16 protein-coding genes are annotated in these 12,342 nt (G+C 61.9%); 2 read left to right on the top strand and 14 right to left on the bottom strand.

Annotation, left to right across the window (positions count from 1 at the left end):
- Positions 1-70 precede the first annotated feature (70 nt).
- Entirely contained in the window at positions 71-973 is a 903-nt protein-coding gene (locus ACX82Z_RS01540; protein ID WP_459586394.1) for a LysR family transcriptional regulator, read from the bottom strand.
- A complete protein-coding gene (locus tag ACX82Z_RS01545; protein ID WP_459586395.1) occupies positions 973-2,154 on the bottom strand; it encodes an amidase in 1,182 nt (393 codons plus the stop codon). The genes ACX82Z_RS01540 and ACX82Z_RS01545 overlap by 1 nt, the downstream gene beginning before the upstream one ends.
- A 535-nt stretch (positions 2,155-2,689) precedes the next feature.
- On the opposite strand from ACX82Z_RS01545, the gene odc2 reads away from it, so the two are divergent.
- Together odc2 and ACX82Z_RS01555 are read left to right on the top strand one after the other, a co-directional pair.
- Positions 2,690-3,823, top strand: a complete 1,134-nt coding sequence (gene odc2 / locus ACX82Z_RS01550) for an ornithine/lysine decarboxylase (protein ID WP_459586396.1) — start codon at positions 2,690-2,692, stop codon at positions 3,821-3,823.
- A 119-nt stretch (positions 3,824-3,942) separates the two neighbouring features.
- Complete coding sequence (locus ACX82Z_RS01555) at positions 3,943-4,506, top strand: GNAT family N-acetyltransferase (protein ID WP_459586397.1); 564 nt, start codon at positions 3,943-3,945, stop codon at positions 4,504-4,506.
- Between the two features lie 65 nt (positions 4,507-4,571).
- On the opposite strand, the gene ACX82Z_RS01560 is transcribed toward ACX82Z_RS01555, so the two are convergent.
- From ACX82Z_RS01560 to ACX82Z_RS01615, 12 genes are all read right to left on the bottom strand, one after another.
- Positions 4,572-4,850 carry an SCP2 sterol-binding domain-containing protein gene (locus ACX82Z_RS01560; protein WP_459586398.1) on the bottom strand — a complete coding sequence of 93 codons (279 nt, stop codon included), beginning with the start codon at positions 4,848-4,850 and terminating at the stop codon, positions 4,572-4,574.
- 105 nt (positions 4,851-4,955) lie between these two features.
- Complete coding sequence (locus ACX82Z_RS01565) at positions 4,956-5,477, bottom strand: hypothetical protein (protein WP_459586399.1); 522 nt, start codon at positions 5,475-5,477, stop codon at positions 4,956-4,958.
- A gap of 1 nt (position 5,478) precedes the next feature.
- On the bottom strand, positions 5,479-5,886 hold the full coding sequence (locus ACX82Z_RS01570; RefSeq protein WP_459586400.1) for a hypothetical protein: 408 nt from the start codon (positions 5,884-5,886) through the stop codon (positions 5,479-5,481).
- A gap of 29 nt (positions 5,887-5,915) precedes the next feature.
- Entirely contained in the window at positions 5,916-6,425 is a 510-nt protein-coding gene (locus tag ACX82Z_RS01575) for a rod-binding protein (RefSeq protein WP_459586401.1), read from the bottom strand.
- 54 nt (positions 6,426-6,479) lie between these two features.
- Positions 6,480-6,863, bottom strand: a complete 384-nt coding sequence (locus ACX82Z_RS01580; protein WP_459586402.1) for a hypothetical protein — start codon at positions 6,861-6,863, stop codon at positions 6,480-6,482.
- 3 nt (positions 6,864-6,866) lie between these two features.
- The gene (fliR, locus tag ACX82Z_RS01585; protein WP_459586403.1) at positions 6,867-7,625 is read right to left on the bottom strand and encodes a flagellar biosynthetic protein FliR; all 759 of its coding nucleotides are present in this window, start codon (positions 7,623-7,625) and stop codon (positions 6,867-6,869) included.
- Entirely contained in the window at positions 7,625-9,712 is a 2,088-nt protein-coding gene (flhA, locus tag ACX82Z_RS01590; protein WP_459591211.1) for a flagellar biosynthesis protein FlhA, read from the bottom strand. Before flhA ends, fliR begins: the two co-directional genes overlap by 1 nt.
- A gap of 102 nt (positions 9,713-9,814) precedes the next feature.
- Positions 9,815-10,081, bottom strand: a complete 267-nt coding sequence (gene fliQ, locus ACX82Z_RS01595) for a flagellar biosynthesis protein FliQ (RefSeq protein WP_459586404.1) — start codon at positions 10,079-10,081, stop codon at positions 9,815-9,817.
- A 10-nt stretch (positions 10,082-10,091) separates the two neighbouring features.
- Positions 10,092-10,484 (bottom strand): flagellar hook assembly protein FlgD, encoded by a 393-nt coding sequence (gene flgD, locus ACX82Z_RS01600; RefSeq protein ID WP_459586405.1) that lies wholly within the window; start codon positions 10,482-10,484, stop codon positions 10,092-10,094.
- 4 nt (positions 10,485-10,488) lie between these two features.
- Complete coding sequence (flbT, locus tag ACX82Z_RS01605) at positions 10,489-10,932, bottom strand: flagellar biosynthesis repressor FlbT (protein WP_459586406.1); 444 nt, start codon at positions 10,930-10,932, stop codon at positions 10,489-10,491.
- Positions 10,929-11,276 (bottom strand): flagellar biosynthesis regulator FlaF, encoded by a 348-nt coding sequence (gene flaF / locus ACX82Z_RS01610; protein WP_459586407.1) that lies wholly within the window; start codon positions 11,274-11,276, stop codon positions 10,929-10,931. The genes flbT and flaF overlap by 4 nt, the downstream gene beginning before the upstream one ends.
- Before the next feature lie 25 nt (positions 11,277-11,301).
- Entirely contained in the window at positions 11,302-12,342 is a 1,041-nt protein-coding gene (locus ACX82Z_RS01615) for a flagellar hook-associated family protein (RefSeq protein WP_459586408.1), read from the bottom strand.

Raw genomic sequence — 12,342 nt, forward strand, 5'->3', positions numbered from 1 at the left:
CGCAGTGATTTGCTCGGGCAAATTCTAGCAGAAACGCGGCGAGATTGGGGAGGGCGCAGTGACGCGGAGGTCAGCCCGCGCGCTCATGTTCCTTGAACCAGCGTGCCAGAAAATCGACGAAGACCCGGATTTTCGCCGGCAGGTATCGCCGATGCGGATAGACGGCGAAGATGCCGCCACCTTGCGGTGCGAATTCGTCGAGAACCGCAACCAGTTCGCCGCTTTCCAGAGCGGGCGCGGCGATGAAATCGGGCAGTATGGCAAAGCCCAGACCGACGCAGGCTGCCGCCCGTGTCGTCAGCGGACTGTTCGCTTCGATCGGCCCGGACACGGGTACGCTTACGATCTCGCCGTTTTCGCGCTGGAACTGCCAGTTGGAAAGCCAGCGGCCGTTCGTGTCGATGATGCAGGGCATCTTGGAAAGGTCCTGCGGCTGTTTGGGTGTGCCGACTCGCGCGATCAATTCAGGCGACCCGCAGACCCTGACGCGGAACGGCGCAAGGCGACGTGCGATCATCGAGGAATCGGAAAGCCGCGTGATGCGGATCGCGAGATCGAAACCTTCCTCGACCAGATCGACGAAACGGTCATCGAGGTGGATTTCGAGCGTGATGTCGGGGTGCTCCTTGGCGAAATCCACCAGCGAATGGCCGATCTGCGCATCTCCGAAGGTGCGCGGCGCGGTAATCTTGATGCGCCCCATCACGTTGCCGGAGGATTCGCGCACCGATTCGGCCAGGGTGTCGATCTCGCGCACCAGTTCGATCGCGCGCTTGTAATATGTGTGACCCGTCTCGGTCAGCGAGAATTGCCGCGTCGTTCGGTTCAGCAAAAGCGCGCCGAGTTCATCTTCCAGTTCGCGTACATATTTCGACAGCAGCGCCTTGGAGCGGCCGATCTTGCGCGCGGCGGCGGAAAACCCTTCCGCCTCCACGACGTCGATGAAGGCGCGCATGCGTGTGAGCGTGTCCATCAGACGGCTCCGAGAATGCTTGACGCCAGCCGCGTCAGTTCCCGATCGCTATTGCGCGGACCGAGAAGCGAGATGCCGAAAGGCGCGCCCTGCACCGTTCCAAGCGGGATCGTGATCTGCGGCAGTCCGGAAAGGCCCGACAGGCATAAAAGGCGCAATGCCCGCTCGCGATATTCCTGCAATTCGTCGCCGGTCGAACTGGCGAGGGGAGCGGCGCCCGGCATGGTCGGCAGAACCAGAAGCCCATCGTCTCCGATGAGGGTTTCAAGCTCGTCACGCAACGCGTTGCGGATTTTCGTCTCGTCGACGGCGGCGCTGCATCCCATGTCGCGACCGAATTCGAAGCGGGCGCGCACAGTGGGGTCCATGTTGGTGGCGGTTGCGACGAAATCACCCTGCATCGCCCAAGCCTCATAGGCCTGGATGCGGCGGAACACCCAGTAAAGGTCGTCGATCGAATGCGAGAGGGGATTTGCCGCGACCGGCGCGCCGAGAACATCCGCGACCTTCGTCGTCATGCGCGCATATTCGGCGGCCTCGTCCGGGCCAAGCACCAGTTCATCGAGAGCGGCAAGGCGCATCGGGCGATAGCTGGTCTTGAGTTGCGCTTCGCCGAAATAGATTTCCGTCACCTTTTCGTAAGTTGCCGCGTCTTTCGCGAACCAGCCGAACGTGTCGAGGCTGGGCGCGAGCTTCATCGTACCCTCAAGCGGGATTCGTCCATGCGTCGTGCGCAGGCCGATCAGGCCGCAAAAACTTGCCGGACCACGCACCGAACCGCCCGTATCCGACGCGGTGGCGATGTCGCAAAGTCCGCCTGCGACCGCCGCGGCGGAACCGGATGACGAGCCGCCCGTGACACGGTCCCGCGCCTTCGGATTGATTGGATGGGCAAAATGGACGTTCTGGCCCATCAGCGAAAAGGCCAGTTCCTCCGTCTGCGTCTTGCCGGTGAACCGTGCACCGGCATCGAGCAGTTTTTGCACGGCGGGCGCGGTTTTCTTCGCTTCGGTCGTCGCTGCGGGATATTCGGGATTGCCGCTGCCGGTCGGATATCCGGCGACATCGAAAATGTCCTTCACACCGAGCGTCAGCCCCGCCAGGGGGCCGGATGGCGCGTTCGGAACAGAGGTGTCGGGATAGTCGAGAAAGGCGTTCAACTCGTCGCGCGTTGCAGGCATCGTTCATTCCCGTTTGACGTTGAACGCAACGTCGTTCAACTGACGCAGTTTTACAAGCGCATGCGATTTTTTCGTTGATCGAACCGGCGAATATCCCTATATCGCGCTTGCCCAAAGTCGCACGTGCCTGTGGGTGTCCGCCGATCCCTCGTTTGGTGAGGGATACGGTAAGGTACCTGGAACTAACCCCTCCAGTCGGTCTGACGGCCAACCGCCAGTCCGAGGACATCTTGAAGCAACGACGGTGCGGGCCTTTCTGGTGTTCTGCCGGTCGTCCAAAGACCGGGGTTACTGAAGAGGCACACCTTCCTTGCCGGCAGTGCGGAGGCAATCTCCAAAGCTGAGGCAGACAAAGCGAGCGTTCGCCGCCGATGGCGTTCGCTCACCGCCGCGCAAGCGGGTCACACGGTTCCGGTGTCTCCACCGGCTGGTTCCGTGTCGGCTATCGCATGCGCCCTTTGTCCACCGCCCGTCCATGGCCGCGCGCCGAAGACGGGTGTTCAGCAGGCGGCCTCGGCCGTCAGGGAGAATAGACATGGCAACGCAGCGCGTTCTCGATTTCCTCGCCACCCGTCGTCCGGCCGGCCCGTGCCTCGTCGTCGATCTCGACGTCGTCGCCGACAATTTCAACGCGTTCGAAAAGGCGCTGCCGAACTCGAAGATCTACTACGCCGTGAAGGCCAATCCGGCCCCGGAAATCCTGCGCCTTCTGGCCGGCCTCGGCTCGTCCTTCGACACCGCTTCGGTCGCCGAAATCGAGATGGCGATGGATGCCGGCGCGACTGCAGACCGCATCTCCTTCGGCAACACGATCAAGAAGGAGCGCGACATCGCGCGCGCCCACGAACTCGGCATCGACCTGTTCGCCGTCGATTGCGTCGAGGAAGTCGAAAAGATCGCTCGCGCCGCGCCAGGCAGCCGCGTGTTCTGCCGTGTTCTGACCGACGGTGAAGGTGCCGAGTGGCCGCTGTCGCGCAAATTCGGCTGCGTGCCGGCCATGGCCGTCGACGTGCTGCGCCACGCGCATGCGCACGGCCTTGCAGCCTATGGCGTTTCCTTCCATGTCGGATCGCAGCAGACGGATCTCGGCGCGTGGGACAAGGCTCTTGCCGACGCCAAGGGCGTGTTCGCCACGCTGGCCGAGGAAGGCATCGTCCTGAAGATGGTCAACATGGGCGGCGGTTTTCCGACCCGTTACCTGAAGGACGTGCCGACCGCACAGGCTTATGGCCAGTCGATCTTCCAGTCGCTGTCGAAGCATTTCGGCAACCGCATGCCCGAGACGATCATCGAGCCGGGCCGTGGCATGGTCGGCAATGCCGGCACCATCAAGTCGGAAGTCGTGCTGATCTCCAAGAAGTCGGCCAACGACAATGTGCGCTGGGTCTATCTCGACATTGGCAAGTTCGGCGGTCTCGCAGAGACGATGGACGAGGCGATCCGCTACCCGATCGTGACCGCCCGCGACGATGACGAGAAAGCGCCGTGCGTGCTCGCCGGCCCCACCTGCGATTCGGCTGACGTGATGTACGAAAAGACGCCTTACCCGCTGCCGCTCTCGCTGACCATCGGCGACGATGTGCTGATCGAGGGCACGGGCGCCTATACGACGACCTACGCCTCCGTTGCCTTCAACGGTTTCGAGCCGCTCCGATCGTATGTGATCTAAGCGGCGCAAGCCGCTGTGTGATCTGAGTGGCACCAGCCGCGTTGGGTCGCCCTGTCGCCGGGTTTGCCGGCGGCAGGTTCGCTTGTGGGACAGACCTCCGCTCGTGAAGGATCGTGGAGATGGAATTTCAGCAGGATAATTTCGCACCGGCAGCGGGTTTTTCGATCGCTTTGGAAGCGTCGGCCGATATTGTCGCGCGCGATGCGCTGCTCGACCGCGCGATGGGATCGCGCTGGAAGAAGAAATCGTCGGAGAAATTGCGGCGCGGACGCTTGCCCGCCGAAGGGCTTGCCTTCGTTGCACGCGACGACACCGGATTTGTAATCGGCACCGTGCGGCTCTGGAACGTCGCGGCAGGTGGGCGACCGGCTCTGCTGCTCGGTCCGCTCGCGGTCGACCCGGATGTGAAGTCGGCCGGTATCGGCTCGGCGCTGATGCGTCATGCGATCGGCGAAGCACATCGGCTCGGTCACGGCGCGATCATCCTCGTCGGTGATCCGGCCTATTACGAACGCTTCGGCTTTACGGCCAAGCCGACCGGCACCCTTGCTATGCCCGGCCCCTATGAGCGGCACCGCCTGCTCGCGCTGGAACTCATTCCCGGCGCGCTCAAGGGCGCAGCGGGCGTGCTGACCGCGACGGGCCGCAAGATCGCACGTCGCTCAGGCCGGCTTGCGGCATAAATCGGCGCAATAACAAAAAAGGCGGCCATCGGGCCGCCTTTCGTCGTTCAGGAACTACCCGATAATCAGAGGAGCTGCGAAAGCTGCATCGCGACCGACATGTCGCCCTCGACCTTGATCTTGCCTGTCATGAAAGCTGCGGTCGGGTTGAGTTCGCCCGCGATCAATTGTTCGAAATTGTCCTTTGAAATCTTGATCGTGCAGTCGGCCGGGGCGTCGGTCGTCGAAACGGTCTTGCCGTCGATGACGATGACATCGTCGCCCATATCGAACTTGACCGAACGGCTGAAATCGCCGTCCGCAACCTTCTCGCGCATCTTGGCGGCGATCGCTTCGATATCCATGTCGAACTCCTCTCGAAAACAGGCCGGCAAAGTTGCCAGCATTCGCGAAAGTGGTAGCAGGCGATTGACGTTTACGTCAACGACAATCGGGTTGAAGCCAAGCTATCAGTGCTGCGCGGCGGTCGGTGTACTTTCCGGCGTGGCGGCGCTGTCCCAACCACGGAAGCTTGCGCGTCTTATGTCCGCCTTCGACAGGAAATCGACCTGCTCGACCAGAACTTCGGTAATGAGGTTTTCGCCGATTTTCTCGTTCACCGCATCGCGCAGGCTTGCTCGAAGCGCATCGAGGTCGAGCGTATCGACGCGGGAAAAGTCGAGCATCGGATCGGCGTAAAGCCTGGAATAGACCGCGTCCGTCAGCATGGCGTCGGCAGGCAGCACGAGTTGCTTGAGGCGCTCTGCGGGCGCGGTGAAGACCAGCCGCGCGAGGAAGTAGCCCTGAACCTCGCCGCCCTTCATCTGCGGGACCGAAATGACGTTCAAGCGCACATAGTCAAGCCCGCCGAAAGCTGTCGGTGCGCTGGCGGGCGCAGCCATCTCAACGGTGCTCGCTTCCTGAAACGCATAGAAAATCGAACCCGCCGTCGCGGCGGCGATCCAGATGGCGGCGGCGGCGAGTTTCAGCATGTCAGCGTGTCACGTCGGCGAATTCGGCCTGGCTATAGGTGCCGTCGGCTTCTGCGTCCTGCAGGGCTGACTTGACCAGTGTCGCGACCTCGGAAACCGCTTCCAGATGCGCGGTGATCGCGCCCTGATTGACCGTCAGCTTGTCGCGCAGGCGTTCGATTTCCGGCCGGAACGCGGCGACAAGAGCCTCGTCGTCCTGACCGCGCAGCGCACGTGTCAGATCGTAGAGATGACGGCTCTTGCGCGCGTTGGACGCTGCGATGTCGAAAGTCATGTCGGTGCGGATCGCATTCGTCTCGATGTCGATCGCTTCCTCGATGCGGGAAAGAAGGATACCGAGTTCGGCCGGTCGCGCACTGGCAATCGCGGCTTTTGCGGGCTGAAACGGTGCGGGTGAAAGCATGGTCATATCGCGCAATCCTGCGTCGTCTGGAATGGTCAGAAATCGGTATCGTGTGATGCGGCAATGTCGATCGCCGGCTGAAGTGCTGCGCGCCGGGCTTCGTGAAGCGCGCTTTCCATCGCCAGCTCGCCGGCCGACTGATCCGGCGAAGCAGCGTTGGCCATGCGGTCGTAGTGACCTGTGAGAATGCGGTCGGCGACGCCTATGCCGCCGCGCTCGGCCATCACGCCGGCAATCTGCTCGGCGAGCATCGAGCGCCACATGTCCCCGGCAAGACCTTCGCCATAAACCGCTTCGCTTTCGGTCGGCAGCATCGACTGGAGGAAGCTTTGCAGCATCATCGCCTCGAACTTGCGAAAGGCGGCCGGCGTAGAATCCGTATCGGCTGCCGCACGCATGCTCTGAGCACCGCTTGATGGCTCGAAGGCCGGTGCCGACGCATTGGCGCTTGCCGCCGCCCGCTTTTCGTGCGCGGCAGAAATGGCCGTCGCATCCGCTGAGCGAACGACGTTCAATACGACATCTGCTGGCAAGGTGAGACCCAAGGCGATCCTCCGTCTTTCTGTCCCAGACTATCGGCGAACAAGCTTGTGGCAGCCTTACTTCCGGGGCGAGCTTCGCGAGACGGCCTCGATCTGGTCGCGTTCCTCGACAGCGCGGGCATCGGCGCGTTTGGCGACGTCCACTTCACGTCGAACCGCATCGACACGCGCGGACGCCTTGGCGACGCGGCCCGCCTCGACATGCGCGTTCGCCAGATGCTGCTGTCTTGCGGCGGCGGCCGAAGCGACGCGCGCATGGTAAAGCTCGGGAAAGACGCTCGAAAGCGATCCCTCGGCGTTGAAGGCGGTGACGATCTCTTCGACTTCCGCTCCCGCCAAACGCGCATTGGCGGCGTGGGTCGCCTGCCGCGTCTCGTGCAGCTTTTTCAGCTTTTCCTGAAGGGAGAGAACCTTGGTCAGGCGATCGGTGCGGCGCGACATGGTCTATCTCGCGATCGTGGATGGGAGGAAGCCGTCCACCGCCAGCGACAGAAACGGGCCGATCGAGAACCAGGCGAGGATCAGCCCGCCTGCGATGACGAAGGGCAGCGACACGAAGTAGATCGGAATCTGCGGTGTCAGCTTGTTGATCAGGCCGGTCGCAAGGTTGACCAGGATCGCATAGGCGATGAAGGGCGAGCCGAGGCGCAGCATGATCAAGAACGATTCCGACAACGTGTCGGACACATCGGCAAGAGCCGACGCGGGATTGTAGAGCGTGTCCACGGGCGCGACCGTATAGGAATCGACCAGCGCACGGATCATCTCGTGGTGAAAATTGAATACGAAGAGCAGCAGCAGGACCGACAGTGAAATGATCGCGGCAAGCGCGCCTTGCGGGTCAGGCTCCTCGATCGCAGTTCCGCCCATCGCGTTGAAACCGGACATCATCGCCATGGCCGAACCGATGAATTGCGCGGCGAGCAGATAAAGCCGCGCAACAGTGCCGATGAGTGCGCCGATCAGCACTTCGGAAACGACGAGAAGCAGAAGCACGTCGGGCTGCGAGGACACGAAGGGAACGAGGAAGTCCCACAGATGCGCAAGCAGCGCGAATGTGACCGCGACGGCCACGAACAGCCTGACCTGCATGGGAACACGGAACGAGCCAAGGCCGGGCATGAGCATGAAGCACGCGCCGATCCGGCAGAAGGCCAGAAAGGCGGCGAGCACCACCGCGTCGAGCGAGGCCGGCAGGTCCATCAGGAAATCGAACCGAGCACCTTGATCTCGACGCCACGCGCGATCTCGACATGGCTCAGCACCGGCAGCGTCGAGAACAGGCGTTCGATGATCATGCGCACATAAGGTCGCGCCTCGGGCGCGGCGACGACGACGAAGCGTTCTCCCTTTTCCAGAAGGTCGCGGATCGATTTCGACGCCTGTTCGCCGAACTCTTCGAGTTGGCGCGGATCGATATCGAACTCGCGCACCTCGCCCTTCGCGTCGCGCTTGAGGCTCTGGTGGAATGCAAGGTCCCAGCGATTGCCGAGCCGCAGCACTTTGAGAACGCCGCCTTCGGCAAGATCGCCGCAAATCTGCTGTGCCATGCGGATGCGCACATGCTCGACGATCTGCTCGGTGCGGCGCACATGTGGCGCGATCTCGGCGATCGCCTCGATGATGAGATGCAGGTTACGGATCGAGATGCGTTCCGCCAGCAGCAGCTTGAGGACGGCTTGCAGGCCAGGATAGGTGATGTGCGAGGTGCAGATTTCCTCGGCGAGCTTCTTGTATTCCGGGTCCTGCCGATCGATCAGTGCCTTCATGTCCTTGTAGGACAAAAGCTGCGGCAGGTTGTTGCGGATCACCTCCGATAGGTGTGTCAGCAGGACGGACATGTTGTCGACGCCGGTCAGCTTCTCGCGCTTGATGTCCTCAGCGAACATCTCGGGCACCGAAAACGCCTTCATGCCGAAGGCGGGCTCGCGAACTTCCTCGCCGGGAACCGATGGCAGCTTGCCCTGACCGATCAGCACCATCAGTTCGCCGACGCGCATCTCGTATTCGGCGACGACCGTGCCATGGATCTTGATCCGGTAGCTTTTGGGCGGGATCGAGAAATCGTCCGTCAGCTTCACCTCGGGCACGACGAAGCCGTATTGCGTGGCGAACTTCTTGCGCATCTTGCTCATGCGGAATGCGAGTTCCTGATGCGATGTCAAAAGCCTGGTCGAAAGCTGCTTGCCGATCAGAAGCTCGATCTCGGCGGTGCGTAGCGACGATTTGACGGACTGGCGCTCTTCTTCTTCCTTTTCCGCCTGCTTCGTCTTTTCGGCGGCCTCGATCTCGTCCTTGTCGCGCTGGCGCTGGCGCGGGATGACATAGGCCATCGTGGCAAGAATGCTGCCCAAAATGGCGAATGGCACAAGCGGCAGACCCGGCATCAGGCCGAGCGTGAACAACAGGATGGCGGCAACGAAAAGCGCGCGCGGATAGGCGCCGAGCTGGCCGAATACCGCCTGGTTGGCCGAGCCGCGCGTGCCGCCCTTGGAAACGAGCAGGCCGGCCGCAAGCGAAACGATGAGCGCGGGAATCTGCGTGACGAGGCCGTCGCCGACGCACAGCTTGACGAAGACGTCGGCTGCTTCGCCGATCTCCATGCCGTGCCGCGAATAACCGATCGCAATGCCGCCGACGATGGTGACGGCGAGAATGATGAGGCCCGCGATCGCGTCGCCGCGCACGAATTTCGAAGCGCCGTCCATTGAGCCGAAGAACGAGGATTCCTCTTCCAGTTCACGCCGGCGGGCCTGCGCTTCCTTTTCATTGATCAGGCCGGCGGACAGGTCGGCGTCGATCGACATCTGCTTGCCGGGAATGGCATCGAGCGTGAAGCGCGCGCCGACTTCAGCGATACGGGTCGCGCCCTTGGTGATGACGATGAAATTGACGATGATCAGAATCAGGAAGACGATCAGGCCGATGACGAAATCGCCGCCCATCACGAGGCTCGAAAAGCCGCCAATGACGTTACCGGCTGCGTTCGTGCCTTCGTTTCCATGGCTGAGGATGACGCGGGTCGTCGCGATGTTGAGCGACAGGCGCAGCATGGTGACGATGAGCAGCACCGTCGGGAAAGCCGAGAATTCGAGCGGGCGCTGAATCCACAGCGCCACCATCAGGATCAGAACCGAAACGGCGATCGAGAACGCCAGGCCGACATCGATCAGGAAGACCGGCATCGGCAGGAACAGGATCGTCAGGATGACGACGATGCCGAGCGCGAAACCGATGTCGCGTCCGCCGTTGCGAACCTGCGCCGTTCCGGCTGTCTCGTTCATCGCCATATCGTCAAGCATCCCATGCATGCGCGGCCGCGAAGACGGCCGGAATGATGCGAGGCTAGACGACGAAGCTTGCGCGAAGGGGGAGGGGCGGGCGATGCGGGTTCAAAAACCGCTTTCGATGCGCTGGAAGATGACGGTTGCGAAGCTGGAAATCTGGGCGCCGACAAACGGGCCCGAAAGGGCGACGGTCAAAAGGATCGCGACGATCTTGGGAACGAAGGTCAAGGTAATTTCCTGAACCTGCGTCAGCGCCTGGACGAGCGCGATGCCGACGCCCACTGCCATGCCGACAATGACGGCGGGGCTGGAGGCGACGAGCACCACCCAGATCGCATATTGCACGATATCGAGCGCGTCGGCTTCGTTCATGGCAAGGATTTCAGCGGATGATGACGCCGGGCAGGATCGGAATCTGGTCGCCCGATTCGAGGATCGCCACGACGCCGTCCGAATAGAGCTTGATCTCCTTGACGATGCCGCTCTTGGTGCCGGTATGGTCGACGACTTCGCGGCCGATCAGTCCGCTGGCCTGAGACAGAGCCGAGGCCTGCAGGATTTCGTCCAGCTTGGCGTTCATCTGCACCTGCTGCTCGACCTGGCTGAAGGTGGCAAGCTGGGCGACATATTCGGTGGATTCCATCGGTGCCGTCGGGTCCTGATTGCGCATCTGCGCGACGAGAAGCCTCAGGAAGGACTGGTAATCGACGGTTGCGGCATTGCCGACATCCGAGCGTCCGGTATTGGTCGTGTTGGCAATGGCGGGGACATTCATGTCGTTATTCTCCGGCGAGCAATTGCGGCTGATAGGGAGCCGACAGCGGGGCTGGTGCAGACGCCAAAATGGTGTCCTCATGCGCAAAAAGCGTGCGCAACAGCCGCATCGCCTCGTAAACCTGCCCCTCGCTGACCATCCGGTCGATCTGTTTCAGGTCCGCCTTGATCGTGTCGGATTCAAACGAGGCGATCAGCCGGGGAAGCGAGTTGCGGAACATCGCGCGCGCATCGCCTGCTTCCTGCGGGCTCATCAGCATGATCTGCACGATGAAATAGAGTTGCCTGAGCGGCGTCGTCGCCGCTTCGGGCTGCATGACGTGATTTTCGAGCAGGAACTGCACGTCGTTGAGAAATTCAAGCGCGACCTTGCGGTCCGCCCGGATCACGGCGCCGTTGACGTAGATCTTCTCGCCCGGCTTCAGCGTGACCTTGAACGTCGTTTTCATTGCAATCCGTCCCGGATGATTTCCGACACTTCGATCAGTCCGTCGTAATTGTCCGAGCGGCCCTGGCGGATTTCCTCGCCTTCGCGCAGGAGCCACAGTCCGATCGAGATCAGATTGGCGCGAAGCTCCTTGGGCAGGGCGTTTTCGGCGCTGCCCAGATCCTCGATGAAGGCGGTCCACACGCGATTCATGAAGTAGATCGCCTCGATGGCCTTTGCCGACGGCGTGCCGGCATCGCGTGCCTCGATGAGCAGATCGATCGAGCGTGCCAGCACCTGCTTTTCGCGATCGCGCGCGTCCGCGACGGAATCTGTCTGGATGTCAGCGTAGGCGAATTGGTACATTGGTATGCCGATCTTTTTAAGCGTTTCAGGACAGATATTTGAGCAGGGATATCTGCTGGATGCGGGTGGTGAGAAGCAGCGCCGTATCGGTCTGCGCCATCAGCGCGGTCAATCTGACACCGGCTTCGTATTCGTCGACGCCGATCATGTCGCGCTGCATGTTTGTGAAGATGTCGACCTGCATCGAAAGCCGTTCGCTTGCCTGCGTGACGCGACCTTCAACGATGCCGAGCGCCGCCTGGCTCGATGTCATCTGCGCCATTCCCACGGATGTCCAGCCGATGGCTCGCTCGCTTACGACCCGCATGGCATCGTCGCCGACGCCCGCTTCGCTCATCATCAGGACGGCGGCTGCGGCCGTCACCAATTCACGTAGACCCATGTCACCGACCGTAACGGAGGTCGCGGCCGTTTCGTTGAGCGCGATGCGGCTGGTGATGCTCTGGTCGCTTGCCTGCGTCCATTCACCCTGACCGGGCCCACTCATGAAATCATCGAGAGCGTCGAGGAAATCGGCAACCTGCCCGGCCGTTAAATCGGCAGGATCAGGATTTCCGATGCCGCCCAGAAAATCGGCGAACAGATCGTCGAGCGCCGCGCGCAGCGTTGAATCCGGCGCCAGGAAATCGTCCAGCGGCTTAATATCGGTATTGGTGCCGGCGAAGACGAAATCGCCCGCGACGTTCGTATTGGCTGCTGCCGCCAGTGTCGACAGCATGGCGGACGCCTGCGACTGTACGACCTTGGGGTCGAGTGCGCCGCCAAGTGAGGTCGTCAATGTGCCCATGAAGGTCTGCGCGTGGTCCTGCATCTGGCCCATGGCTTCCTGGGAAGCGGACATTCGCGAGGACACGAGCGCGTTGGTGTCCTTGATGTTCTGGAGGCGCGCAATATCGCGGTCGAGCGAGACCGACTGACCCGTGCGGATGCCGGCATGCAGGCCGCGATCGGCGACCTGGAGCGTTACGACTTCCGTTTGCGCCTTGATCATCTCGGCCTGCGCGCGTGCGACCTGCAGGCGTAGGGTCTGGCTGATCGCGTTGGTGGATACGGACGTCATCTTCAT

The organism is Aliihoeflea sp. PC F10.4 (genome assembly GCF_054612275.1).